The sequence below is a fragment of the Pseudomonas sp. Larv2_ips genome, assembly GCF_963879675.1.
Taxonomy (GTDB): domain Bacteria; phylum Pseudomonadota; class Gammaproteobacteria; order Pseudomonadales; family Pseudomonadaceae; genus Aquipseudomonas.
This window is the reverse complement of sequence record NZ_CAWOAW010000014.1, coordinates 305,164-329,751: the sequence shown is the minus strand read 5'-3', so window position 1 is coordinate 329,751 and position 24,588 is coordinate 305,164. Positions and strand designations below refer to the sequence as shown.

Below are 24,588 nucleotides of genomic sequence, written 5' to 3'. Positions count from 1 at the left end.
CGAAGCGTTACAGTCGTCCCAGATCGTTGACCAGAGCTAACAACATCACTCCGACCACCAAACTGATACCGATCTGTATCCCCCAACCCTGCACCCGATCCGACAAGGGGCGACCACGCACCCACTCGACCAGATAAAACAACAGATGCCCCCCATCCAATACTGGAATGGGCAGCAAATTCAGAACTCCAAGGCTAATACTCAGATAAGCCAGGAAATTCAGGAAATCCGCGACACCCGACTGGGCAGAAGCGCCCGCCACTTTAGCAATGGTTATCGGTCCACTCAAGTTTTTTACCGAGAGCTCGCCGAACAACATTTTCTTGAGCGATTCGAGCGTCAGCACACTCATGGTCCAAGTGCGTTTTGCACCCTCGCCAATTGCCGCCAAAGGCCCGAAGCTCACCTCGCGCACCATCGATGGCGGCCACTCGACACCTTTTACCCCCGCACCGAGGTAACCTCCGGCCGCCTTGGCTTCCCCGCGAACAGCCAGGGTCACAGGGACGTCGATTTGAGCACCATCGCGCTCAACTTTCAGCACAATTTTGGTATCAGGCCGTACACGCACCAGATCCACCACTTGCTGCCAGTCGCCCAGCGCCTGACCATCCAGCGCCAACAGGCGATCGCCGGTTTTCAGACCTGCGGCCTGCGCCGGGCCTTTCGGGTCCAGCTCGGCGAGCACCGGCGGCAGGGCCGGACGCCACGGACGAATGCCCAGAGACTTGATCGGATCAGGCTCTTCTGCGCCTTTGAGCCAATGGTCCAGGGACAATTCACGCGGCGTCTCGGCGGTGGAATCCTGCTCGCGCACCACCACATTAATAGTGCCGCTTTCGCCCATGCGGCGAACCAACTGCAAATTGACAGCGCCCCAGCCGGTGGTGGGCTCGCCATCAATGGAAACAATTTCCTGCCCAGCGATCAGCCCGGCCTTGGCCGCCATGCTGTCTGCTTCAACCGCGCCGATGACCGGGCGCACCTGCTGGCTGCCCATCATGGCCAGGACCCAGAAGAACACGATTGCCAAGAGGAAATTGGCGATCGGGCCGGCTGCGACAATGGCGATACGCTGACGAACGGTCTTACGGTTGAAGGATTGGTCCAGCTGATCTACAGGTACCTCGCCTTCACGCTCGTCGAGCATCTTGACGTAGCCGCCCAGCGGAATGGCCGCAATCACGAATTCAGTGCCCCGACGGTCGTGCCAACGCAACAGCGGCATGCCGAAACCGACGGAAAAGCGCAGCACCTTGACGCCGCAACGACGCGCGACCCAAAAGTGGCCGAATTCGTGAAAGGTTACCAGCACACCCAGAGCAACCAGGGTGCCGACAATCATGTAGAGCGCACTCATCTAATTTCTCCGCATTCCAATCCAGTGCCTGAAGACTCAAACCTGCCCACAGACTAACGCGCGTTGCGGTTCAACCACTGCTGGGCCAGGGCCCGGGCCTTTGTATCGGCCTCGAACACTGCACCCAAATCATCCACTGCCACAACGGGCTCAAGGCTCAAAACGTCCTCGATGATACTCGCGATCTGCGGAAAGCGAATACGCCCGTCAAGAAACGCCGCCACCGCCACCTCGTTGGCCGCATTGAGCACGGCCGGCGCACTGTTGCCCGCCTCTGCCGCTTGCCGGGCCAGACGCAGGCACGGGAAGCGCTGCTCGTCGGGCGCTTCGAAGTCCAGGCGCGCAATGGCAAACAGGTCCAACGGCGCAACGCCGGAATCAATCCGCTCCGGCCAGGCCAGCGCATTGGCAATCGGCGTACGCATATCGGGGTTGCCCAGCTGGGCCAGAACCGAACCATCGACATAGTCGACCAGGGAATGAATCACACTTTGCGGGTGAATCACCACCTCGACCTGATCAGGCCGCGCATCGAACAACCAGCACGCCTCGATCAACTCAAGGCCTTTGTTCATCATGCTCGCCGAATCCACGGAGATTTTTCGCCCCATCGACCAGTTTGGGTGTGCACACGCCTGATCAGGCGAGACATGCTCAAGATCAGCCAGCGGAGTTTGTCGGAAAGGGCCACCGGAAGCCGTCAGGAGAATCCGCCGCACACCAACCTGGCTCAGGCCTCGGGCAAAATCACCGGGCATGCACTGGAAAATCGCATTGTGTTCACTGTCCAGAGGCAGCAGCACGGCGCCACTCTTGCGCACAGCCTGCATAAAGAGCGTGCCCGACATCACCAGCGCCTCTTTATTGGCCAGCAGGATCTTTTTGCCGGCATCGACCGCGGCCAGTGTCGGGCGCAACCCTGCCGCGCCAACAATGGCGGCCACCACAGTGTCGACTTCGGCATCAGCCGAGACCTGGCACAAGCCCTCCTCGCCCACCAATACGTGGGTCGCAAGGCCTGCAGACCTCAACTGGTCCTGCAAGCCGCGCGCTACCGACACCTCTGGCACAACGGCGAATCTAGGCGTATGACGCACGCACAAGGCCAGCAACTCATTCAAGCGAGAGAAGCCGGTCAGCGCAAATACCTGATAACGATCTGGATGGCGAGCGATCACATCCAGCGTACTGAGCCCGACCGAGCCGGTCGCGCCCAGCACGGTCACCTGTTGCAGGCGGCTCACGAAGCCGCCATCCACAACAGCACGGCGAAGATGGGAATGGCAGCGGTAAGGCTGTCGATTCGATCCAGCACGCCGCCATGACCCGGCAGCAGGTTGCTGCTGTCCTTGATTCCGGCCTGGCGCTTGAACATGCTTTCGGTGAGATCACCCACCACGGAGATGAACACCACAACGGCAGTGCCCAGCAAAGCCAGGAGGATTTCCTTGACCGACCAGTCGCGCACCACGCCGACAACCAGCGTAATCACCAACGTCAATGCCAAGCCACCGTAAACACCTTCCCAGCTCTTGCCCGGGCTGACGGCTGGCGCCAACTTGCGCTTGCCGAACGCCCGGCCGGAGAAGTAGGCACCAATGTCAGCCCCCCACACCAGCACCATCACCGCCATGATCAGCCAGTTGCCCATCGGCGAATTCTTGATTTCCACCAGCCCTTGCCAGGCCGGCAGCAAAATCAGAAGACCAATCACCAACTTGCTGGCCACGCTGGACCATTGGCCGCTGGTGCGCGGGTAGGTCAGCACCAGGAAGGTCGCGAGCGCCCACCACAGCACCGCTGCCCCCAACACCCAAGGCACGATAATGCTCGAAAGCGTGTGCATGAGAAACAGCAACAGCGCCACCACAGCGGCGTAAACCACGCGCGGCAACTGCTCGTTGAAGCCAGCCAGGCGTGCCCATTCCCAAGCACCCAGGGTAACGACCAGGCCGATAAACAGCGCAAAGCCGGAACCGTCGAGCAGAAAAAAACCACACAAGGCAATCGGCAGCAGGATCAGTGCTGTGATGATTCGTTGTTTAAGCATTTAAACCCGGGCTCCAGCTTCGATCTGCTCGCTCGTTTTACCGAAGCGACGCTGACGGGAAGCGAAATCGGCCAGCGCATTGCGCATGGCATCGTGTTTGAAGTCCGGCCAGAACAGGTCGGAGAAGTACAGCTCGGTGTAGGCCAGCTGCCACAGCAGGAAATTGCTGATGCGGTGCTCACCACCGGTACGGATGCACAAGTCCGGCAACGGCAGATCACCGGTTACCAGGCAGGTTTGCAACAATTGGGGCGTAATGTCGTCGGGCCGCAGATGCCCGGCCTGCACTTCGCGGGCAAGCCGCTGTGCAGCCTGGGCAATATCCCACTGACCACCGTAGTTGGCCGCAATCTGCAGCACAAAACGGTTGGAGCCGGCGGTGATAGCCTCAGCTTCGCGCATGGCCGCTTGCAGTTCCGGATGGAACCGCGAGCGATCACCAATGATGCGCAGGCTGATGTTGTTGTCGTTGAGGCGCTTGGCCTCACGACGCAACGCCTTGAAGAACAGGTCCATCAAGGCGCTGACTTCTTCGGCGGGCCGTTGCCAGTTCTCGCTGGAGAAGGCAAACAGAGTCAACACCTCGACCTTGGCCTCGGCACACACTTCAATAACAGCGCGCACCGCATCGACACCCGCCTTATGCCCGGCGACACCCGGCATAAAGCGTTTTTTCGCCCAGCGATTATTCCCATCCATGATGATCGCGACATGGCGCGGCACCACGGAGGGCACAGTCTGCTTGGTCTTTTCCATGAAGGCGTCCTGACCCCTTATACGGCCATCAGGTCCTTTTCTTTCTCTTCCGTGGCCTTGGTGATCTGGGCCTCGGCGTCTTTGGTCAGTTTGTCGATATCAGCAACGGCGCGACGCTCTTCGTCCTCGCTGATTTCTTTGTCCTTGACCAGTTTCTTGAGGTCGCCCAACGCATCACGACGAATGTTGCGCACGGCAACACGCGCATCTTCAGCAGCGCTGCGCGCCTGCTTGGTGAAGCCCTTGCGGGTTTCTTCAGTCAGGGCAGGCATGGAGATCAGCAACAACTCGCCCAGGTTGGTCGGGTTGAGGTTCAGGCCGGCGCTCTGGATGGCTTTGTCGACGGCTGCGAGCATGTTGCGCTCGAAGGCCACGACTTGCAGGGTGCGCGAGTCTTTTACAGTGATGTTGGCGACCTGGGTAATGGAGGTGTCAGTGCCGTAGTACGGCACCATCACGCTGCCCAGGATGCTTGGGTGTGCCTTACCGGTACGAATCTGGCCAAAAGCATGGGCCAGAGACTCCAGGGATTTGTGCATACGCTCTTGAGCGTCTTTCTTGATTTCGTTGATCATTGTTGGCCTTCCTCGATCAGAGTCCCTTCCGCGCCGCCGTGTACGATGTTCAGCAGGGCGCCGGGCTTGTTCATGTTAAATACGCGCAGTGGCATCTTGTGGTCACGGCACAGGCAAATAGCCGTCAGGTCCATCACGCCCAGCTTGCGATCCAGTACTTCATCGTAGGTCAGATGATCGAACTTCTCGGCATGCGGGTCCTTGAATGGGTCTGCGGTGTAGACACCATCCACCTTGGTGGCCTTGAGCACTACGTCGGCATCGATTTCGATGGCGCGCAGGCAGGCAGCCGAATCCGTGGTGAAGAACGGGTTGCCGGTACCGGCAGCAAAGATCACTACTTCTTTGGCGTTCAGGTGACGCATGGCTTTGCGACGATCATAGTGATCGGTCACGCCAACCATGGAAATAGCCGACATCACGATCGCCGAGATATTGGCACGCTCCAGGGCGTCACGCATTGCCAGGGCGTTCATCACAGTGGCCAGCATGCCCATGTGGTCGCCAGTCACCCGGTCCATGCCGGCCGCACTCAGCGCCGCACCACGGAACAGGTTACCACCGCCAATCACCAGGCCGACCTGAACACCGATACCGACCAATTGGCCGACTTCCAGCGCCATGCGGTCGAGCACCTTGGGATCGATCCCGAACTCTTCCGAGCCCATCAGGGCCTCGCCGCTAAGCTTGAGTAGAATGCGTTTATAGCGAGCCTGATAACCACTGCCCTGCTGAGCCATTGCGAATCTCTCCTGCGGCGTATTTTTTTAAAAATTCGTGGCGAGCCGTTTACGGCTTGCGTTCACTCTAGCTGGACGCTGTCTCAGCGCCATCGGAACACGGCTTTGTAAGCCAGTTCCGAGAGGAAACCAAATAAAAATTGGCCTTCCCATTTGAAAAGAGGCTGCGCGCGTGAGCGGGCAGCCTCTTTCGGGCGACAGTTGAAAACCGTCTTATTGCTTGGCGGCAGCCAGCTGGGCAGCAACTTCTTCAGCGAAGTTGTCGACCGGCTTCTCGATGCCTTCGCCTACTTTGTAGTAAGTGAAGGAAACGATTTCAGCACCGGCTTTCTTGGCCAGTTCGCCAACCTTGATTTCAGGGTTCTTGACGAACGCCTGCTCAACCAGGCTCGCTTCAGCCAGGAACTTGCTGATACGGCCTTTGATCATGTTTTCAACGATGTTTTCTGGCTTGCCGGCGATCTTGTCAGCGTTCAGGCTCAGGAACACAGCTTTTTCGCGCTCGATTGCGTCAGCAGACACTTCCGATGGCAGCAGGAACTCTGGGTTGCTGGCCGCTACGTGCATAGCGATGTCTTTGGCCAGCTCAACGTCGCCGCCTTTAAGGGCAACCACAACGCCGATTTTGTTACCGTGCAGGTAACCGCCAACCACATCACCTTCGATACGCGCCAGACGACGGATGTTGACGTTTTCGCCAACCTTGCCGACCAGTACCAGGCGAGCAGCTTCTTGAGCTTCGATCAACGGCTCAACAGTGGTCAGTTTGTCGGCGAACGCTTTTTCAACGCTAGCAGCAACAAATGCCTTGAAGTCGTCTTGCAGAGCCAGGAAGTCGGTCTGCGAGTTCACTTCCAGCAGAACAGCGGACTTACCGTCTTCTTTCAGAGCGATAGCGCCTTCAGCAGCTACGTTGCCTGCTTTCTTGGCAGCCTTGATGGCGCCGGAAGCACGCATGTCATCAATGGCTTTTTCGATGTCGCCGCCGGCCTTGGTCAAGGCCTTTTTGCAATCCATCATGCCTTCGCCGGTGCGCTCACGCAGTTCTTTAACCAACGCTGCAGTAATCTCTGCCATTTCAAAATCCTCTTGGATAGGTTTTCAACCATTCCACCCGATCAAACGGGCGATCAATTCTTCCCGAATCACCCTTGTAGGCCGCTGCACGTTACAGAAGGTGTAGCTGCGCTGCCGACAAATGGTTTTCGAGGTGGCAAAAAGGGGGCCAAGCCCCCTTTTTGCTTACTGAGTCAACGCCAGGGCGTCAGTTACTCAGCGGCAGCTACCGGAGCTTCTTCAACGAACTGCTCGGTACCACCAGCAACGTGGTTGCGACCACGGATTACAGCGTCAGCCATCGAACCCATGTACAGCTGGATAGCGCGGATTGCGTCATCGTTGCCTGGGATGATGTAGTCAACGCCTTCCGGGCTGCTGTTGGTATCGACTACGCCGATAACAGGGATGCCCAGCTTGTTGGCTTCGGTGATCGCGATGCGCTCGTGATCAACGTCGATAACGAACAGTGCGTCAGGCAGACCGCCCATGTCCTTGATACCACCCAGGGAACGATCGAGCTTTTCCAGGTCGCGAGTGCGCATCAGCGCCTCTTTCTTGGTCAGCTTGGCGAAAGTACCGTCTTCGGCTTGCACTTCAAGGTCACGCAGACGCTTGATGGAAGCACGGATGGTTTTGAAGTTGGTCAGCATGCCGCCCAACCAGCGGTGATCGACGTACGGCGAACCGCAACGTGCTGCTTCTTCAGCAACGATCTTGCCAGCGGAACGCTTGGTGCCGACGAACAGAATCTTGTTTTTGCCCTGGGCCAGACGCTCTACGAAAGTCAGCGCTTCGTTGAACATTGGCAGGGTTTTTTCAAGGTTGATAATGTGGATCTTGTTACGCGCGCCGAAAATGTATTTACCCATTTTCGGGTTCCAGTAACGGGTCTGGTGACCGAAGTGCACACCGGCCTTCAGCATATCGCGCATGTTGACTTGGGACATGATAGTTCCTTAATAAGTCGGGTTTGGCCTCCACGTATCCCAATGACCAACCAGCGGCATTCGCCTCCGGCACCCAGGTCATCGTGTCGACACGTGTGTGGATTTAAGCTTTGCGGGGTATCCCCGGAAAGCGGCGCATTTTATACCACACGAAGGACAAAAACGAAACCCGCAATCACATTTGCCGTGATCGGCTTTTGCGTAAGCCTTTGAATAGAGCCAACATGCCCCTACCTTATAGAGAGAAGCGATCGTCAGACGCTCATGGTTTGCCGCCCGCGTCTGGTAGAATCGCGTTTTTTGGGGCTTGTGCGAATTCTGCAACCTTTTGTCGCACGCCCGTAAACCGTATTGATTTCAGCGCGTCGCGCTAGAGAGAGCCTGTATGACCGTTACCTTGAAAACCGCCGAAGACATCGCAGGCATGCGCGTTGCTGGCAAACTGGCTGCCGACGTGCTGGAAATGATTGCCGAGCACGTCAAGCCCGGCGTAACCACCGAAGCCCTGGACCGCATCTGCCACGACTATATTGTCAACGTGCAAAAAGCCATCCCTGCGCCGCTGAACTACAAGGGCTTCCCCAAGTCCATCTGCACCTCGATCAACCACGTGGTCTGCCATGGCATTCCAGGCGACAAGCCGTTGAAAGACGGCGACACCCTGAACATCGACGTGACCGTGATCAAAGACGGCTACCACGGCGACACCAGCCGCATGTTCCACGTCGGCACCGTGCCGGTCTGGGCCGAGCGCCTGTCGCAGGTCACCCAGGAATGCATGTACAAGGCCATCGAAATCGTCAAACCCGGCTGCCGCCTGGGCGATATCGGTGAAGTGATCCAGAAGCACGCTGAAAAGAACGGCTTCTCGGTGGTCCGCGAATTCTGTGGCCATGGCATCGGCAAAGTATTCCACGAAGAACCGCAGATCCTGCATTACGGTCGCGCCGGCACCGGCATGGAACTCAAGGCGGGCATGACCTTCACCATCGAGCCGATGATCAACCAGGGCAAGGCCGACACCAAGGTGCTGGGCGACGGCTGGACCGCCATCACCAAGGACCGCAAGCTCTCGGCACAGTGGGAACACACCCTGCTGGTCACCGAAACCGGCTACGAGATCTTCACCTTGCGCGCAGACGACACGATTCCACGCGTTTCGGCGTAAAGGTTGCTTTGGTTTTCCCCCAACGGTGTTGTGACTGACTGATAGATAGAAAGGAAAGCCGATCGATGCCCCAGGTGGATCCCGAACTCTTCGACCGTGGCCAGTTCCAGGCTGAACTGGCCTTGAAGGCAAGCCCCATCTTCGCCTTCAAGAAGGCTATTCGCCAGGCCCGCGAAGTGCTGGATGCGCGCTTTCGCAGTGGCCGGGACATTCGTCGACTGATCGAGGACCGCGCCTGGTTCGTCGACAACATCCTGCAAAAGGCCTGGGAACAGTTCAACTGGAGTGAAGACGCCGATATCGCCCTGGTGGCCGTCGGCGGCTACGGTCGCGGTGAGCTGCACCCCTACTCCGACATCGACCTGCTGATCCTGCTGGACAGCGCCGATCATGAGATCTTTCGCGATTCCATCGAGCGCTTTCTGACGCTGTTGTGGGACATCGGCCTGGAAGTCGGCCAGAGCGTTCGTTCTGTAGACGAATGCGCCGAAGAGGCGCGCGCCGACCTCACCGTCATTACCAACTTGATGGAAAGCCGCACCATTGCCGGCCCCGAGCGCCTGCGCAAGCGCATGCTGGAAGTCACCAGCACCGCGCATATGTGGCCGAGCAAGGAGTTCTTCCTGGCCAAGCGTGCCGAGCAGAAGGCCCGGCACCACAAGTACAACGACACCGAATACAACCTGGAACCCAACGTCAAAGGCTCACCGGGCGGACTGCGCGATATCCAGACCATTTTGTGGGTCGCGCGTCGCCAATACGGCACCCTGAACCTGCGCGCCCTGGCCGGCGAAGGCTTTCTGGTCGAGAGCGAAAACGCCCTACTGGCCTCGTCCCAGGAGTTCCTGTGGAAAGTGCGCTATGCCCTGCACATGCTCGCCGGCCGCTCCGAAGACCGCCTGCTGTTCGACCACCAGCGCTCCATCGCCACCCTCCTGGGGTTCGAGGGCGAGGACGCGAAGACCAGCATCGAAAGCTTCATGCAGCAGTACTACCGGGTGGTCATGAGCATCGCCCAGCTCAGCGACCTGATCATCCAGCACTTCGAAGAAGTGATCCTGGCGCCTGAAGACGAAGCACCGCCGCAGCCGATCAACTCGCGCTTCCAACTGCACGACGGCTACATCGAGGCGCGCAACGACAACGTGTTCCGCCGCACCCCGTTCGCCATGCTGGAAATCTTCGTGCTGATGGCCCAGCAGCCGGAAATCAAAGGCGTGCGCGCCGACACCATCCGCCTGCTACGCGAAAACCGTCATCTGATCGATGATGACTTTCGCAATGACATCCGCAACACCAGCCTGTTTATCGAGCTGTTCAAGTGCAAAATCGGCATCCACCGCAACCTGCGGCGCATGAACCGGTACGGCATCCTTGGGCGTTACCTGCCGGAGTTCGGCTTTATCGTCGGGCAGATGCAGCACGACCTGTTCCACATCTACACCGTAGACGCCCACACCCTGAACCTGATCAAGCACCTGCGTAAGTTGCAGTACACCCAGGTGTCAGAGAAATTCCCGCTGGCCAGCAAGCTCATGGCCAAGCTGCCCAAGCCGGAACTGATCTACCTGGCCGGCCTGTACCACGACATCGGCAAGGGCCGGCATGGCGACCACTCGGAGATCGGCGCAGTCGATGCCGAGGCGTTCTGCCAGCGCCATCAACTGCCGCTGTGGGACAGCCGCCTGATCGTCTGGCTGGTACAGAACCACCTGGTGATGTCGACCACCGCCCAGCGCAAGGATTTGTCCGACCCACAGGTGATCCACGACTTCGCCGGCATCGTCGGTGATGAAACCCGTCTCGACTATCTCTATGTGCTGACCGTCTCCGACATCAATGCCACCAACCCGACATTGTGGAACTCCTGGCGTGCCAGCCTGCTGCGCCAGCTCTACACCGAGACCAAGCGCGCGCTGCGCCGCGGCCTGGAAAACCCGGTAGACCGCGAAGAGCAGATCCGCCGCACCCAAAGCGCGGCCCTGGATATCCTGGTGCGCGGCGGCAATGACCCGGACGACGTCGAACAGCTGTGGTCGCAACTGGGTGACGATTACTTCCTGCGCCACACCGCCGGCGACGTGGCCTGGCACAGTGACGCGATCCTGCAGCAGCCCGCCGATGGTGGCCCGCTGGTACTGATCAAAGAAACCACCCAGCGCGAATTCGAAGGCGGCACGCAGATCTTCATCTATGCGCCCGACCAGCACGACTTCTTCGCCGTGACCGTGGCGGCCATGGACCAGTTGAACCTGAACATTCATGACGCGCGGGTCATCACCTCGAGCAGCCAGTTCACCCTCGACACCTACATCGTGCTCGACACCGACGGCGACTCCATCGGCGATAACCCGGTGCGCGTGAAAAAGATCCGCGAAGGCCTGACCGAAGCACTGCGTAACCCGGACGATTACCCGACGATCATCCAGCGTCGGGTACCGCGTCAGCTCAAGCACTTCGCCTTTGCGCCTCAGGTGACCATTTCCAACGACGCCCAGCGCCCGGTGACCGTGCTGGAACTCAGCGCGCCGGATCGCCCCGGCTTGCTGGCGCGCATCGGCGGGATTTTCCTGGAGTTCGACCTGTCGTTGCAGAACGCCAAGATTGCGACCCTCGGCGAGCGCGTGGAGGACGTGTTCTTCATTACCGACGCCGACAACCAGCCGCTGTCCGACCCTGAACTGTGCAGACGCTTGCAGGCTGCGATCGTGCAGCAATTGAGCGTGACCCAGGAACCCGGTGTCGAGCTGACACGCCTGACTATTTGAACACCTGTTATCACTGTGTGGGCGCACTGGTGTGGGAACGGGCTTGCTCGCGAATTCAGTGTGTCAGGTACACATGGATTGACTGATGCACCGCATTCGCGAGCAAGCCCGCTCCCACATTTGAATGGCTTTGCCCGGCAGAACGCACGCTTACAACCGAATTGAATGAGACTTGCGATGAACAACGCCCTGAACCAGCTGCAGCCCTACCCGTTCGAGAAACTGCGCGCCCTGCTCGGCAGCGTCACGCCGAACCCGGACAAACGCCCGATTGCGCTGTCCATCGGTGAGCCCAAGCACACATCGCCGGAATTCGTTGCCAAGGCGCTGGCTGACAACCTCGACCAGATGGCCGTGTACCCGACGACGCTGGGCATTCCGGCATTGCGCGAGGCCATCGGCGCCTGGTGCGAACGCCGCTTCAACGTGCCCAAGGGTTGGCTGGACCCGGCGCGCAATATCCTGCCGGTCAACGGCACCCGTGAAGCGCTGTTTGCCTTCACCCAGACCGTGGTCAACCGCGCTGACGACGCATTGGTAGTGAGCCCGAACCCGTTCTACCAGATCTACGAAGGCGCCGCGTTCCTGGCCGGCGCTAAGCCGCATTACTTGCCGTGCCTGGACGCCAACGGTTTCAACCCGGATTTTGACGCCGTGTCGCCGGACATCTGGAAACGCTGCCAGATCCTGTTCCTGTGCTCGCCGGGCAACCCCACCGGAGCCCTGATTCCGGTCGACATCCTGAAAAAGCTCATCGCCCTGGCCGACGAGTACGACTTCGTCATCGCCGCCGACGAGTGCTACAGCGAGTTGTACTTCGACGAACACACCCCGCCGCCCGGCCTGCTCAGTGCCTGCGTCGAGCTCGGCCGTCAGGACTTCAAACGCTGCGTGGTCTTTCACAGCCTGTCCAAGCGCTCCAACCTGCCGGGCCTGCGCTCGGGCTTTGTGGCCGGCGATGCCGACATCCTCAAGGCCTTCCTGCTGTACCGCACCTACCATGGCTGCGCGATGCCGGTGCAAACCCAACGGGCGAGCATCGCGGCCTGGCAGGATGAAGCCCACGTGCTGGCCAACCGTGACCTGTACCGCGAGAAGTTTGACGCCGTGCTGGCCATTCTCAAGCCGGTGCTGGACGTACAAAGCCCGGACGGCGGGTTTTACCTGTGGCCGAACGTGAATGGCGACGACGCTGCGTTCTGCCGTGACCTGTTCGTGGAAGAACACGTGACCGTGGTGCCAGGTTCGTACCTGTCCCGGGACGTGGACGGCGTCAACCCAGGCGCAGGGCGCGTGCGCATGGCGCTGGTTGCACCGTTGGCGGAGTGTGTTGAAGCGGCGGAGCGCATTCGCGACTTCATTCAGCGCCGCCGCTGACACTCATGGGTCATTTCACATGACCCAGGTTCGCCTCGCTCATGTCCAGATCCGCCAGCACTTCGCGCAAAACGTCATCACCAATCTGGTGATGACGGCTCAAGCTGTACAACTCCAATCGCTGCGCTCGCAGGGCCTTGAGGCGTAATTTACGCTCCAGCTGGTCCATCTGCAGCGCCAGCGCCTGGGCGTCGGCGGAGTCATTGAACACTTCCAACTGATGGCGATATTCCGACATCAGCCGCGCCTTGAGCTCAGCCGCCAGTGCGGCCTGAGCGGCGTCCGAGGTTTCGGTTTCGGCGGGTTCTTCCGCTTCAAGGGCATGGATCGCCGCCACGGCGGTCTTTTTCCACGCCTCGCGCACTTCGTTATGACGCTTTTCATCGGGACTTTGCTCGATGCCGCGCAACAGCAACGGCAGCGCGATGCAAGCGGCGATCAGCGATAGCAGAATCACCCCGGCAGCGATGAAAATCAGCAGGTCGCGCTCGGGGAAGGCCGCGCCCGGTGCCAGCAGCAGGGGCACCGACATCACACCGGCCAGGGTCACCGCACCGCGTACGCCGCCAACCGTCAATAGCCAGCAGGAGCGCGCGGTCGGCACCATGGTCAGTTCGCTTTTGCCCCGCAGGCGTCGCAGTAAACCCGACAGGCGCCAGATGCTCTGCACCCAGATAAAGCGCAACACCACCAGCACCACAAAGATTGCAATCACGTCCAGGCAGCGATACAGCAGGGTGGGCCACAACGTTGTCTCGTGGCTGACCACCGCCTTGATGATGTCCGGCAGTTGCAGGCCCAACAGCAGGAAGATCAGGCCATTGAAGGCAAACTCCAGCAGCGACCAGACACTGCGGTTAAGCAAGCGCGTGCTGGTCTGGCGCGGCAACAGGTCGAGCCAGCTTTGCATCATGCCCGCCGCCACCGCCGAGAGAATGCCCGATGCGCCCAGGCGCTCCGCCAATACATAGGCCGCAAACGGCAACAGCAACATGAACACCACATGCGTGGCCGGGTCATCCCAACCGCGCGCGATCATCCAGGCGCGCAAGCGGCCCACCAGCCAGCTCAGCGCCACGCCAACCGCCAATCCACCCACGGCGACCAGCACAAAAGTCAGGCTGGCATCCGCCAGGGAGAACACGCCGGTCAGCGCCGCCGCCAGGGCAAACTTGAAGGTCACCAGACCCGAGGCATCATTCATCAACGCTTCGCCCTGAAGCATGTGCATCAGCGGCTTGGGCAGACGATTCTGGGCAATGGCCGACACCGCCACGGCATCCGTCGGCGATAAAACCGCCGCCAGGGCGAAGGCCACCGGCAATGGGATCGTAGGCAATATCCAATGAATGAAATACCCGGCGCCCACCACGGTGAACAGCACCAGCCCCACCGCCAACGTCAGAATCGGGCCACGCAATCGCCAGAACTCGCGCTTGGGCATGCGCCAGCCATCAGAGAACAACAGCGGTGGCAGGAACAGAAACAGAAACAACTCAGGGTCCAGCGCCACATGCAGCCCGAGGGTGGGCCAGGCCAGCAAGGCGCCGGCGGCGATCTGCACCAGGGGCAACGGCAGAGGAATGATGCGCCCGACCAGGCGCGAAACGCTGACCAGCATCAGCAGGATAAGAACGGTGTAGGCGGTTTGCATAAAGCGGGTTTCCCGGACAATCGACTTGCAACGACACCCATCAGGCAACAACCGGCCGTTGAAGTGCCATATTACTCGGCTATGTTAACCAGCCATGTTACGCGGCCATGGCGCGCCGTGGCTTCTGCACAAAAGTCGCACTGCGCCATCAGCAAGCATGACGAGCGGCACCCAAACCTGCTGGTCATGGCATAATCCGTGACCTTTCGTTTCTACTTGGTCCAAAGGGGGGCAATTCCTTGACCGCTTCAAGCAAAACGTTGCACCTTTTCGGCATCAAAGCCTGCGACACCATGAAAAAAGCGCGCACCTGGCTCGATGAGCACGCTGTGAGCTATGAGTTTCACGACTACAAAACGGCCGGTATCGACCGCGAACACTTGACCCAATGGTGCAACGAGCACGGTTGGCAGGTGGTTTTGAACCGTGCGGGCACCACCTTTCGCAAACTCGAAGACGAACGCAAAGCCGATCTCGATCAGTCGAAAGCCATTGAATTGATGCTCGCACAACCCTCGATGATCAAGCGCCCGGTGCTCGATCTCGGTGACAGAACCCTGATTGGCTTCAAGCCAGATAGTTATTCGGCGGCCCTCAAGTAGGCCAGCCTTCCATTTTTGTAGAGGTAACAGCATGTCCAATTCCCTGTTCAGCCTGGGCTTCGGCGTCGGCACTCAGAACCGCCAAGGTGCTTGGCTGGAAGTGTTTTACGCACAACCGTTGCTCAATCCATCGGCCGAGATCGTCGCAGCCATTGCGCCGATCCTGGGCTACACCGAAGGCAACCAGGCCATCACCTTCACCGTCTCCCAGGCGTTGCAACTGGCTGACGCGCTCAAAGGCGTCGACGCTGCTCAAGCCGCCCTGCTGAGCCGTCTGGCTGAAAGCCACACTCCGCTGGTCGCGACCCTGCTGGCCGAAGACGCTGCACTGACCTCCACGCCTGAGGCTTACCTCAAGCTGCACCTGCTGTCGCACCGCCTGGTCAAGCCGCACGGCCTGAGCCTGGCCGGCGTGTTCCCGCAACTGCCGAACGTGGCATGGACCAGCCAGGGCGCCATCGACATCAGCGAGCTGGCCGAACGCCAACTGGAAGCACGCCTGCGTGGCGACCTGCTGGAAGTGTTCTCGGTGGACAAATTCCCGAAAATGACCGACTACGTGGTCCCGGCCGGCGTGCGTATCGCTGATGCCGCGCGTATCCGCCTGGGCGCCTATGTGGGCGAAGGCACCACCGTGATGCACGAAGGTTTCGTCAACTTCAACGCCGGCACCGAAGGCCCGGGCATGATCGAAGGCCGCGTCTCCGCTGGCGTGTTCGTCGGCAAGGGTTCGGACCTGGGCGGCGGTTGCTCCACCATGGGCACCCTGTCGGGCGGCGGCAACATCGTGATCAAGGTTGGCGAAGGCTGCCTGATCGGCGCCAACGCTGGTATCGGCATCCCGTTGGGCGACCGCAATACCGTGGAGTCGGGCCTGTACGTCACCGCCGGCACCAAAGTCGCGCTGCTGGACGAGCAGAACCAACTGGTCAAAGTGGTCAAGGCGCGCGAGCTGGCCGGCCAACCGGACCTGCTGTTCCGCCGTAACTCCGAGACCGGTGCCGTGGAGTGCAAAACCCACAAATCGGCCATCGAACTGAACGAAGCGCTGCACGCTCACAACTAAGCAGCCACTCGATGCCACTAGCGGGTCGCGCCTCCGGGTCGGCCCGCTTATACGAGTCTTGAACACCATGCTTGTGCCCTCTCCCTGGCGCGCCGACTTTCCGGCCATCGCCACCCTGCAACGGCAAGACCAGACCTACCTGGACAACGCCGCCACCACGCAAAAACCCCAGGCCCTGTTGGATGCCATCAGCCATTACTATGCCAATGGCGCAGCCAATGTGCACCGAGCCCAACATTTGCCGGGCGCCCATGCGACCCAGGCGTTTGAAGACAGTCGCAGCAAGGTCGCGCAGTGGCTTAACGCAGGTGACAGCGGGCAAATCATCTTTACCCACGGCGCAACCTCTGCGCTGAACCTCCTGGCCTATGGCCTTGAGCACTTATTCAATGCGGGCGATGAAATTGTTATCAGCGCCCTCGAACACCACGCCAACCTGCTGCCCTGGCAGCAACTGGCCAAACGTCGCGCGCTCACGCTGGTGGTGTTGCCACTGGGTGACGACGGCGTGATTGACCTGCACGCTGCCGCCGAATTGATCGGCCCGCGCACGCGCGTGCTGGCGGTGAGCCAGCTTTCCAATGTACTTGGCACCTGGCAGCCCTTGGACGCCTTGCTGGCGATGGCGCGGGCACACGGCGCGCTGACCGTGGTCGATGGTGCCCAGGGCATCGTGCATGGCCGCCATGACGTGCAGGCGCTGGGGTGCGACTTCTACGTGTTTTCCAGCCACAAACTGTATGGCCCGGACGGCGTCGGCGTGCTGTTTGGCCGCCACGAAGCCCTGCATCACTTGCGCCACTGGCAGTTCGGCGGCGAGATGGTGCAACAGGCGGACTACCACAGCGCCAGTTTCCGCCCTGCCCCGCTGGGTTTTGAAGCGGGTACGCCACCGATCGCCAGCGTGATCGGCCTGGGTGCCAGCCTGGATTACCTGAGCTCGCTGGACCCGCACGCCGTGGTCGCCCATGAAGCGGCGCTGCACGACTACCTGCTGCGCGGCCTCAAGGCACGCAATGGCATCCGCGTATTGGGATCGCCCCAAGCAGCCTTGGCCAGCTTTGTGGTGGAAGGCATACACAACGCCGACCTCGCCCACCTGCTGACCGAACAGGGCATCGCCGTGCGCGCCGGCCACCATTGCGCGATGCCGTTGCTCAAGGCAATGCACTTGTCGGGCGCGATCCGCGTGTCCCTGGCGCTGTACAACGACTCCGATGACCTGGAGCGCTTCTTTGAAGCGCTCGACCAGGCGCTGGATATGTTGCGATGAGCTTGCCGGCCGAAGCCGCCGCAGCCCTGCACGCCTTTCAGGCGGTCGGCAGTTGGGAGCAGCGCGCGCGGATGCTGATGCAATGGGGCGAGCGCCTGCCAGCCTTGGCGGATGAGGACAAAGTCGACGCCAACCTGGTGCAGGGCTGCGAAAGCCTGGTGTGGTTGGTGGGGCGCATTGAGAATGGTCATTGGCAGTTCGCCGCCAGCAGCGATGCGCGCATGATTCGTGGGTTGGTGGCGTTGCTGCTGGCGCGGGTCAATGGCTTATCTGCGGCGCAGTTGCAGGCCGTTGACCTGCCCGACTGGTTTGCCCAGCTTGGCCTGTCACGGCAGTTGTCGCCGTCGCGCAGTAACGGCCTCAACTCAGTCCTGCTGCGCATGCGTGACCTGAGCCTTACACAAAACTGAATGTGGGAGCGGGCTTGCTCGCGAAGGCGGTGGTTCAGTCATTGATGGATTGACTGACACTCTGCCTTCGCGAGCAAGCCCGCTCCCACATTTCGGTCTATGTTCGGCTGTAGGATCTAGCTGGCTTTAACCCGCTCCGAAGGCCTGCGCACCCCCGCCACAATTTTGTCCACCGCCTTGGTGGCCGCGACCATGCCAAAGGTCGCCGTCACCATCATCACCGCGCCAAACCCGCCCGCGCAGTCCAGCTTCACCCCATCACCAACAAAACTTTTTTGCAGACAAATGCTGCCGTCCGGCTTGGGATAGCGCAGCTGCTCGGTAGAAAACACGCACGGCACGCTGTAATGGCGGGTCACGGTGCGGGAGAAACCGTAATCGCGGCGCAACGTGGAGCGCACCTTCGAGGCCAGTGGGTCATTAAAGGTGCGGTTCAGGTCGCACACCTGGATCAGCGTCGGGTCGATCTGCCCGCCGGCGCCGCCGGTGGTGATGATCTGGATCTTGCGGCGCTTGCACCAGGCAATCAGCGCTGCCTTGGCGTTGACGGCGTCGATGCAGTCGATCACGCAATCGATAGTCGGCGTGATGTACTCGGCCATGGTGTCGCGGGTCACGAAGTCCGCCACCGCATGCACGGTGCAATCGGGGTTGATAGCGCGCAGGCGCTCGGCCATGACTTCGACCTTGGGCTTGCCCACGGTGCTGTCCAGCGCGTGCAACTGGCGGTTGCTGTTGCTGACGCAGACGTCGTCCAGGTCAAACAGCGAAATCTCGCCCACCCCGCAACGGGCCATGGCTTCCGCCGCCCACGAGCCTACGCCGCCGACGCCGACGATCGCCACATGGGCCGCTTTCAAGCGTTCCAGGCCTTCAATGCCATACAAGCGGGCGACGCCTGCAAACCGCGGATCTTCTGTGCTCATGACCATTACCCCAAAAACCGGCGCGCATTATGGACTACGCAGCGACAAGTTCGAAGCTTCCAGCTACAAGTAAAGAACTTAGGTGAACATTCGCGGACTAACGTCCGGCTTTTCTCTGTCTGCTGTACGCTCGGGGAAAGGCCAGTGTAGGATGCGCGCCGTTCGGCGTAAGCCGACACCTCTTTTCGTTCCACACCCTTTGGAACCCGAAATAGCCATGTCATCGCGTAAATTTGGACTCAACCTGGTGGTGGTGCTGGCAATTGCCGCGCTGTTCACCGGTTTCTGGGCGCTGATCAACCGCCCGGTCACCACACCCAACTGGCCTGAACAGATCTCCGGGTTCTCCTACTCGCCGTTCCAGCAAGGCCAGTTCCCGCAGAAAGACCAGTACCCAAGCGACGAAGAAATGCGTCGTGACCTCGAGATCATGAGCAAGCTGACGGACAACATCCGTACCTACTCGGTCGACGGCACCCTGGGCGACATCCCCAAGCTGGCAGAAGAGTTCGGCCTGCGCGTGACGCTGGGCATCTGGATCAGCCCGGACCTTGCGCGTAACGAACGCGAGATCCAGCGGGCCATCGAACTGGCCAACAGCTCACGCAGCGTCGTGCGCGTGGTGGTCGGTAACGAAGCGTTGTTCCGTGAAGAAATCACCCCGGAGGCGCTGATTGCGCTGCTCGACCGCGTGCGCGCCGCCGTGAAAGTGCCGGTGACGACGTCCGAGCAATGGCACATTTGGGAAAAGAACCCGCAACTGGCCAAGCACGTCGACCTGATCGCCGCGCACATCCTGCCGTTCTGGGAATTTATTCCGATGGACAAGGCCGGCCAATACGTACTCGACCGCGCCCGGGATCTGAAGAAACTGTTCCCGAAAAAGCCGCTGCTGCTGTCGGAGGTTGGCTGGCCGAGTAACGGCCGTATGCGCGGGGGTAACGAAACCTCCCCGGCTGACCAGGCGATTTACCTGCGTACGCTGGTCAACAAGCTTAACCGCCAGGGCTACAACTACTTCGTGATCGAGGCGTTCGATCAGCCGTGGAAAGTCAGCGATGAAGGCTCGGCCGGCGCCTATTGGGGCGTGTACAACGCCGCGCGCCAGCAGAAATTCAACTTTGAAGGCCCGGTGGTCGCGATCCCGCAATGGCGCGTGCTGGCCATCGGCTCGGTGGTGCTTGCGCTGCTGTCGCTGACCTTGCTGATGATCGACGGCTCGGCCCTGCGCCAGCGTGGCCGTACGTTCCTGACCTTTATCGCGTTCCTGTGCGGCTCGGTCCTGGTGTGGATCGGCTACGACTACAGCCAGCAATACAGCACCTGGTTCAGCGTGACCGTGGGGATCTTGTTGGCACTGGGCGCCCTCGGGGTGTTTATCGTGTTGCTGACCGAGGCCCACGAACTGGCGGAAGCGGTGTGGACCCACAAGCGCCGGCGTGAATTCCTGCCGGTGGAAGGCGATTCGGACTACCGCCCGAAAGTGTCGATCCATGTGCCGTGCTACAACGAGCCGCCGGAGATGGTCAAACAGACCCTCGACGCCCTCGCCGCCCTCGATTACCCGGACTATGAAGTCCTGATCATCGACAACAACACCAAGGACCCGGCTGTATGGGAACCGGTGCGCGACTACTGCGAAACCCTCGGGCCGCGCTTCAAGTTCTTCCACGTCTCGCCCCTGGCCGGTTTCAAGGGCGGCGCGCTGAACTACCTGATCCCGCACACCGCCAAGGACGCCGAAGTGATTGCGGTGATCGACTCGGACTACTGCGTGTCGCCGAACTGGCTCAAGCACATGGTGCCGCACTTCGCCGACCCGAAAATCGCCGTGGTGCAGTCGCCGCAGGATTACCGCGACCAGAACGAAAGCACCTTCAAGAAGCTTTGCTACGCGGAATACAAAGGCTTCTTCCATATCGGCATGGTCACCCGTAACGACCGCGACGCGATCATCCAGCACGGCACCATGACCATGACCCGTCGCTCGGTGCTCGAAGAACTCGGCTGGGCTGACTGGTGCATCTGCGAAGACGCCGAACTGGGCCTGCGCGTATTCGAGAAAGGCCTGTCGGCGGCGTATTACCACGACAGCTACGGCAAAGGCTTGATGCCCGATACCTTTATCGACTTCAAGAAGCAGCGTTTCCGCTGGGCCTACGGCGCGATCCAGATCATCAAGCGCCACACCGCCAGCCTGCTGCGCGGCAAGGGCACCGAGCTGACCCGTGGCCAGCGCTACCACTTCCTTGCAGGCTGGTTGCCGTGGGTAGCGGACGGCATGAACATCTTCTTCACCGTTGGCGCCTTGTTGTGGTCGGCGGCGATGATCATCGTGCCAACGCGGGTTGATCCGCCACTGCTGATTTTCGCGATTCCGCCATTGGCGCTGTTCGTGTTCAAAGTGGGCAAGATCATTTTCCTCTACCGCCGTGCGGTGGGTGTGAACTTGAAAGATGCGTTCTGCGCGGCGCTGGCCGGTCTGGCGTTGTCGCACACCATCGCCAAGGCGGTGTTGTACGGCTTCTTCACCACCAGTATTCCGTTCTTTCGTACCCCGAAAAACGCGGATAACCACGGCTTCTGGGTGGCAATTTCCGAAGCCCGCGAAGAAATGTTCATCATGTTGCTGTTGTGGGGCGCGGCGCTGGGGATCTACCTGGTGCAGGGCCTGCCGAGCAATGACATACGCTTCTGGGTGGTGATGCTGCTGGTACAGTCGCTGCCGTATGTGGCGGCGCTGATCATGGCGTTCCTCTCGTCGCTGCCAAAACCTGCGCCGAAGGTTGAGCCGGCAACGGCTGAGTAAAAACTTGCGCAATGCACTAAACGGCGGCCCTTGGCCGCCGTTTTGCTATAAGATAACGGCCGTTTTGTGAGACTTGGCCACGCCCTGCTTTCTGTGGGAGCTGGCTTGCCTGCTATGCACACGCCGCGGTCTGTCAGGTACACCGCGGCGAAGCTATCGCAGGCAAGCCAGCTCCCACATTAGATTTGCGCCGATTCAGGTTGTGTATTCCACATTCGTCCTGCGCCCATAACACGCTTTCGGAGTTCCCCCATGACGGCCCATGCCGACCTTTCGCCGACCCTTCAACTCGCTATCGACCTGATCCGTCGCCCCTCCGTGACGCCGATCGACGCCGATTGCCAGAAGCTGATGATGCAGCGCCTGGGCGACGCCGGCTTTGCGCTGGAGCCGATGCGTATCGAAGATGTGGACAACTTCTGGGCCACCCACGGCAAGCACGACGGCCCGGTGCTGTGCTTTGCCGGCCACACCGACGTGGTACCGACCGGCCCGGTGGGCGCCTGGCAGAACGACCCGTTCGACGCGCTGATCGACGAAAACGGCATGCTCTGCGGCCGTGGCGCGGCAGACATGAAAGGCAGCCTGGCCGCCATGCTGGTGGCCTCCGAGCGTTTTGTCAGCGACTACCCCGACCACAGAGGCTCGGTCGCCTTCCTGATCACCAGCGATGAAGAAGGCCCGGCGCACCACGGCACCAAAGCCGTGATCGAACGCCTGGCAGCACGCAAGGAACGCCTGGACTGGTGCATCGTCGGCGAACCGTCGAGCACCACGCTGGTGGGCGATGTGGTCAAGAACGGTCGTCGTGGCTCCCTCGGCGCCACCCTGACCGTGCGCGGCGTGCAAGGCCACGTGGCGTACCCGCACCTGGCGAAGAACCCGATCCACCTCGCCGCACCGGCCTTGGCCGAATTGGCCGCCGAGCACTGGGACGACGGCAACGCCTTCTTCCCGCCGACCAGCTTCCAGATTTCCAACCTCAACTCCGGCACCGGCGCCACCAACGTGATCCCCGGTGACCTGACGGCGGTGTTCAACTTCCGCTTCTCCACCGAGTCCACCGTCGAGGGCCTGCAACAGCGCGTTGCGGCGATTCTCGACAAGCATGGCCTGGACTGGCACGTGGAGTGGGCGCTGTCGGGCCTGCCGTTCCTCACCGAGCCCGGCGCGTTGCTGGATGCGGTGTCGGCCAGCATCAAGGCGATCACCGGTCGCGAAACCAAAGCCTCCACCAGCGGCGGCACCTCCGATGGGCGTTTCATTGCCACCCTCGGCACTCAGGTCGTTGAACTGGGCCCGGTCAACGCGACAATTCATCAGGTCAACGAGCGCATTCTGGCCAGCGACCTCGATGTGCTGACCGAAATCTATTACCAGACCCTGATCAAGTTGCTCGCCTGATGCTCGCCTGCCCCATTTGCAGCGCACCGCTCAACGCGGTGGACAATGGCGTGGCGTGCCCGGTCGGGCACCGTTTCGACCGCGCGCGCCAGGGTTACCTGAACCTGTTGCCGGTGCAGCACAAAAACAGCCGCGACCCGGGCGATAACCTCGCCATGGTCGAGGCACGCCGCGACTTCCTTAACGCCGGGCATTACGCGCCGGTGGCCAAGCGCCTGGCTGAACTGGCCGCGGAACGTGCGCCGCAGCGTTGGGTGGACATAGGCTGTGGCGAGGGTTACTACACCGCGCAAATCGCCGAGGCCCTGCCCCATGCTGACGGCTACGCGCTGGACATTTCCAAGGAAGCGGTCAAACGTGCGTGCAAGCGCAACCCGGCGCTGACCTGGTTGATTGCCAGCATGGCGCGCGTGCCGCTGGCCTCGGGCAGTTGCCAATTTCTCGCCAGCGTTTTCAGCCCATTGGATTGGCAGGAGGCCAAGCGTCTGCTCAGCCCTGGCGGCGGTCTGATGAAAGTCGGCCCGACGGCCGGCCACCTGATGGAACTGCGCGAACGTCTGTACGACGAAGTGCGCGAGTACACCGACGACAAACATCTGGCCCTGGTGCCGGATGGCATGAGCCTGGCGCACAGCGAAACCCTGGAATTCACCTTGAGCCTGGCCGAGCCCAACGACCGCGCCAACCTGCTGGCGATGACGCCGCACGGCTGGCGCGCGAGTGCCGAGCGCCGCGCCGAGGTGATCGAGGCCGCCGAGCCGCTGCAGGTCACGGTGTCGATGCGCTACGATTATTTCGTGCTTCAATAACCGACTTTTAAGCATCCGCGAATGGATTTTCGAATCCCGCAACGAGGAACATCCATGCGCCAACCTGATATCGAGATTTACCTGAAGGACGCCGACGTCGACCACAAAGCCATCGCCGCCTGGCTGGGCGCCGCGCTGGGCCCGTGCACCGACTGGGTTCAGAAGGGCCAGACCTACAAGTGCAAGGCCGGCAATGTGCCGGTCACCTGGCTGCCAAAAGCGGTAGGCAAATGGAACAGCCTGTACCTGGAAAGTGACCAGACCCCGTGGGAAGACGACATCGCCTGCGCCCGCGCTGCGTTTGCTGCGCTGAACGTCGAAGTGCGTTGCGCACCGGGTACGTGGGTTGAGGAAGAAGGTGAGGAAAGTGCCGACACCTGGATTCGTATCAGCGCAGACGGTGAAGAGCAGATCACCTGGAAAACGGCCTGAACCTGAAGTGTGAACCCAATCAAAATGTGGGAGCGGGCTTGCTCGCGAAAGCAGTGGGTCAGTCGCCTTTATTGTGACTGACACACCGCCTTCGCGAGCAAGCCCGCTCCCACAGGGGTTCAGCTGTGTAGCAAAAACTCAGGTTACAACCCCACCACATCCTCCGCCTGCAACCCCTTCTCGCCGGTCACCACGGCGTATTCCACCTGCTGGCCCTCGGCCAGTGAGCGGTGGCCGTCACCGCGAATGGCGCGGTAGTGCACAAACACATCCTTGCCGTCCTCGCGTTGAATAAAGCCATAGCCCTTTGCATCGTTGAACCACTTCACATTGCCGGTTTCGCGCGTTGCCATCAGTTTTGCTCCCACATGCTTTTTATTGTTGAGTCAGTCGCATTGAACTG

22 protein-coding genes are annotated in these 24,588 nt (G+C 60.6%); 11 read left to right on the top strand and 11 right to left on the bottom strand.

The features are described from left to right. Window positions 1-7: 7 nt before the first annotated feature. The 8 genes from rseP to rpsB form a co-directional block, all read right to left on the bottom strand. Entirely contained in the window at window positions 8-1,360 is a 1,353-nt protein-coding gene (gene rseP, locus AACV02_RS07890) for a sigma E protease regulator RseP (protein WP_119738754.1), read from the bottom strand. Between the two features lie 53 nt (window positions 1,361-1,413). Beyond that, on the bottom strand, window positions 1,414-2,604 hold the full coding sequence (gene ispC / locus AACV02_RS07885) for a 1-deoxy-D-xylulose-5-phosphate reductoisomerase (RefSeq protein ID WP_119738752.1): 1,191 nt from the start codon (window positions 2,602-2,604) through the stop codon (window positions 1,414-1,416). Beyond that, a complete protein-coding gene (locus AACV02_RS07880) occupies window positions 2,601-3,410 on the bottom strand; it encodes a phosphatidate cytidylyltransferase (RefSeq protein ID WP_119738750.1) in 810 nt (269 codons plus the stop codon). The genes ispC and AACV02_RS07880 overlap by 4 nt, the downstream gene beginning before the upstream one ends. Further along, window positions 3,411-4,166 (bottom strand): polyprenyl diphosphate synthase, encoded by a 756-nt coding sequence (gene uppS / locus AACV02_RS07875; RefSeq protein ID WP_119738748.1) that lies wholly within the window; start codon window positions 4,164-4,166, stop codon window positions 3,411-3,413. A 17-nt stretch (window positions 4,167-4,183) separates the two neighbouring features. Beyond that, a complete protein-coding gene (gene frr / locus AACV02_RS07870) occupies window positions 4,184-4,741 on the bottom strand; it encodes a ribosome recycling factor (RefSeq protein ID WP_106577169.1) in 558 nt (185 codons plus the stop codon). Further along, window positions 4,738-5,481 (bottom strand): UMP kinase, encoded by a 744-nt coding sequence (gene pyrH, locus AACV02_RS07865; RefSeq protein WP_003172271.1) that lies wholly within the window; start codon window positions 5,479-5,481, stop codon window positions 4,738-4,740. The genes frr and pyrH overlap by 4 nt, the downstream gene beginning before the upstream one ends. A 213-nt stretch (window positions 5,482-5,694) precedes the next feature. Next, window positions 5,695-6,558 carry a translation elongation factor Ts gene (gene tsf, locus AACV02_RS07860; RefSeq protein WP_083359812.1) on the bottom strand — a complete coding sequence of 288 codons (864 nt, stop codon included), beginning with the start codon at window positions 6,556-6,558 and terminating at the stop codon, window positions 5,695-5,697. A 191-nt stretch (window positions 6,559-6,749) separates the two neighbouring features. Further along, the gene (gene rpsB / locus AACV02_RS07855; RefSeq protein ID WP_003219330.1) at window positions 6,750-7,487 is read right to left on the bottom strand and encodes a 30S ribosomal protein S2; all 738 of its coding nucleotides are present in this window, start codon (window positions 7,485-7,487) and stop codon (window positions 6,750-6,752) included. A gap of 385 nt (window positions 7,488-7,872) precedes the next feature. On the opposite strand from rpsB, the gene map reads away from it, so the two are divergent. From map to dapC, 3 genes are all read left to right on the top strand, one after another. Beyond that, on the top strand, window positions 7,873-8,655 hold the full coding sequence (gene map / locus AACV02_RS07850; protein ID WP_106577170.1) for a type I methionyl aminopeptidase: 783 nt from the start codon (window positions 7,873-7,875) through the stop codon (window positions 8,653-8,655). A 65-nt stretch (window positions 8,656-8,720) separates the two neighbouring features. Then, a complete protein-coding gene (locus AACV02_RS07845; protein ID WP_106577171.1) occupies window positions 8,721-11,423 on the top strand; it encodes a [protein-PII] uridylyltransferase in 2,703 nt (900 codons plus the stop codon). A gap of 177 nt (window positions 11,424-11,600) precedes the next feature. Then, entirely contained in the window at window positions 11,601-12,800 is a 1,200-nt protein-coding gene (gene dapC / locus AACV02_RS07840) for a succinyldiaminopimelate transaminase (protein ID WP_119738745.1), read from the top strand. Window positions 12,801-12,810: 10 nt separating this feature from the next. Here the strand turns inward: dapC and AACV02_RS07835 are convergent, their stop codons facing one another. Further along, the gene (locus tag AACV02_RS07835; protein ID WP_106577173.1) at window positions 12,811-14,454 is read right to left on the bottom strand and encodes a Na+/H+ antiporter; all 1,644 of its coding nucleotides are present in this window, start codon (window positions 14,452-14,454) and stop codon (window positions 12,811-12,813) included. Window positions 14,455-14,747: 293 nt separating this feature from the next. Here AACV02_RS07835 and AACV02_RS07830 point away from each other — a divergent pair, with 293 nt between their 5' ends. The 4 genes from AACV02_RS07830 to AACV02_RS07815 all read left to right on the top strand — a co-directional run bounded on the left by AACV02_RS07830 (window position 14,748) and on the right by AACV02_RS07815 (window position 17,805). Then, a complete protein-coding gene (locus AACV02_RS07830; protein WP_231982825.1) occupies window positions 14,748-15,056 on the top strand; it encodes an arsenate reductase in 309 nt (102 codons plus the stop codon). 31 nt (window positions 15,057-15,087) lie between these two features. After that, window positions 15,088-16,122 (top strand): 2,3,4,5-tetrahydropyridine-2,6-dicarboxylate N-succinyltransferase, encoded by a 1,035-nt coding sequence (dapD, locus tag AACV02_RS07825; RefSeq protein WP_106577174.1) that lies wholly within the window; start codon window positions 15,088-15,090, stop codon window positions 16,120-16,122. 67 nt (window positions 16,123-16,189) lie between these two features. Further along, a complete protein-coding gene (locus AACV02_RS07820; protein ID WP_119738743.1) occupies window positions 16,190-17,395 on the top strand; it encodes an aminotransferase class V-fold PLP-dependent enzyme in 1,206 nt (401 codons plus the stop codon). Beyond that, the gene (locus AACV02_RS07815) at window positions 17,392-17,805 is read left to right on the top strand and encodes a SufE family protein (RefSeq protein WP_119738741.1); all 414 of its coding nucleotides are present in this window, start codon (window positions 17,392-17,394) and stop codon (window positions 17,803-17,805) included. Before AACV02_RS07820 ends, AACV02_RS07815 begins: the two co-directional genes overlap by 4 nt. Window positions 17,806-17,921: 116 nt before the next feature. Here AACV02_RS07815 and tcdA read toward each other — a convergent pair whose 3' ends face one another. Further along, window positions 17,922-18,731, bottom strand: a complete 810-nt coding sequence (gene tcdA, locus AACV02_RS07810; protein WP_372239289.1) for a tRNA cyclic N6-threonylcarbamoyladenosine(37) synthase TcdA — start codon at window positions 18,729-18,731, stop codon at window positions 17,922-17,924. Between the two features lie 217 nt (window positions 18,732-18,948). Here tcdA and AACV02_RS07805 point away from each other — a divergent pair, with 217 nt between their 5' ends. The 4 genes from AACV02_RS07805 to AACV02_RS07790 all read left to right on the top strand — a co-directional run bounded on the left by AACV02_RS07805 (window position 18,949) and on the right by AACV02_RS07790 (window position 24,185). After that, window positions 18,949-21,540 carry a glycosyltransferase gene (locus AACV02_RS07805; RefSeq protein ID WP_119738737.1) on the top strand — a complete coding sequence of 864 codons (2,592 nt, stop codon included), beginning with the start codon at window positions 18,949-18,951 and terminating at the stop codon, window positions 21,538-21,540. A gap of 252 nt (window positions 21,541-21,792) precedes the next feature. After that, on the top strand, window positions 21,793-22,944 hold the full coding sequence (dapE, locus tag AACV02_RS07800) for a succinyl-diaminopimelate desuccinylase (protein WP_119738734.1): 1,152 nt from the start codon (window positions 21,793-21,795) through the stop codon (window positions 22,942-22,944). After that, window positions 22,944-23,753, top strand: coding sequence for a putative RNA methyltransferase (locus AACV02_RS07795; protein WP_119738732.1), 810 nt, complete (start codon window positions 22,944-22,946; stop codon window positions 23,751-23,753). The genes dapE and AACV02_RS07795 overlap by 1 nt, the downstream gene beginning before the upstream one ends. A gap of 54 nt (window positions 23,754-23,807) precedes the next feature. Beyond that, window positions 23,808-24,185: a hypothetical protein gene (locus AACV02_RS07790; protein ID WP_106577181.1), complete on the top strand. Its 378-nt coding sequence runs from the start codon at window positions 23,808-23,810 to the stop codon at window positions 24,183-24,185. A gap of 143 nt (window positions 24,186-24,328) precedes the next feature. Here AACV02_RS07790 and AACV02_RS07785 read toward each other — a convergent pair whose 3' ends face one another. Further along, a complete protein-coding gene (locus tag AACV02_RS07785) occupies window positions 24,329-24,538 on the bottom strand; it encodes a cold-shock protein (RefSeq protein WP_032891681.1) in 210 nt (69 codons plus the stop codon). Window positions 24,539-24,588 lie beyond the last annotated feature (50 nt).

Excerpts from the sequence above, each read along its gene's own strand:
- rseP (WP_119738754.1), bottom strand. The coding sequence starts at position 1,360 with ATGAGTGCGCTCTACATGATTGTCGGCACCCTGGTTGCTCTGGGTGTG.
- AACV02_RS07880 (WP_119738750.1), bottom strand. The coding sequence starts at position 3,410 with ATGCTTAAACAACGAATCATCACAGCACTGATCCTGCTGCCGATTGCC.
- uppS (WP_119738748.1), bottom strand. The coding sequence starts at position 4,166 with ATGGAAAAGACCAAGCAGACTGTGCCCTCCGTGGTGCCGCGCCATGTC.
- frr (WP_106577169.1), bottom strand. The coding sequence starts at position 4,741 with ATGATCAACGAAATCAAGAAAGACGCTCAAGAGCGTATGCACAAATCC.
- pyrH (WP_003172271.1), bottom strand. The coding sequence starts at position 5,481 with ATGGCTCAGCAGGGCAGTGGTTATCAGGCTCGCTATAAACGCATTCTA.
- tsf (WP_083359812.1), bottom strand. The coding sequence starts at position 6,558 with ATGGCAGAGATTACTGCAGCGTTGGTTAAAGAACTGCGTGAGCGCACC.
- rpsB (WP_003219330.1), bottom strand. The coding sequence starts at position 7,487 with ATGTCCCAAGTCAACATGCGCGATATGCTGAAGGCCGGTGTGCACTTC.
- map (WP_106577170.1), top strand. The coding sequence starts at position 7,873 with ATGACCGTTACCTTGAAAACCGCCGAAGACATCGCAGGCATGCGCGTT.
- AACV02_RS07845 (WP_106577171.1), top strand. The coding sequence starts at position 8,721 with ATGCCCCAGGTGGATCCCGAACTCTTCGACCGTGGCCAGTTCCAGGCT.
- dapC (WP_119738745.1), top strand. The coding sequence starts at position 11,601 with ATGAACAACGCCCTGAACCAGCTGCAGCCCTACCCGTTCGAGAAACTG.
- AACV02_RS07835 (WP_106577173.1), bottom strand. The coding sequence starts at position 14,454 with ATGCAAACCGCCTACACCGTTCTTATCCTGCTGATGCTGGTCAGCGTT.
- AACV02_RS07830 (WP_231982825.1), top strand. The coding sequence starts at position 14,748 with ATGAAAAAAGCGCGCACCTGGCTCGATGAGCACGCTGTGAGCTATGAG.
- dapD (WP_106577174.1), top strand. The coding sequence starts at position 15,088 with ATGTCCAATTCCCTGTTCAGCCTGGGCTTCGGCGTCGGCACTCAGAAC.
- AACV02_RS07820 (WP_119738743.1), top strand. The coding sequence starts at position 16,190 with ATGCTTGTGCCCTCTCCCTGGCGCGCCGACTTTCCGGCCATCGCCACC.
- AACV02_RS07815 (WP_119738741.1), top strand. The coding sequence starts at position 17,392 with ATGAGCTTGCCGGCCGAAGCCGCCGCAGCCCTGCACGCCTTTCAGGCG.
- tcdA (WP_372239289.1), bottom strand. The coding sequence starts at position 18,731 with ATGAGCACAGAAGATCCGCGGTTTGCAGGCGTCGCCCGCTTGTATGGC.
- AACV02_RS07805 (WP_119738737.1), top strand. The coding sequence starts at position 18,949 with ATGTCATCGCGTAAATTTGGACTCAACCTGGTGGTGGTGCTGGCAATT.
- dapE (WP_119738734.1), top strand. The coding sequence starts at position 21,793 with ATGACGGCCCATGCCGACCTTTCGCCGACCCTTCAACTCGCTATCGAC.
- AACV02_RS07795 (WP_119738732.1), top strand. The coding sequence starts at position 22,944 with ATGCTCGCCTGCCCCATTTGCAGCGCACCGCTCAACGCGGTGGACAAT.
- AACV02_RS07790 (WP_106577181.1), top strand. The coding sequence starts at position 23,808 with ATGCGCCAACCTGATATCGAGATTTACCTGAAGGACGCCGACGTCGAC.
- AACV02_RS07785 (WP_032891681.1), bottom strand. The coding sequence starts at position 24,538 with ATGGCAACGCGCGAAACCGGCAATGTGAAGTGGTTCAACGATGCAAAG.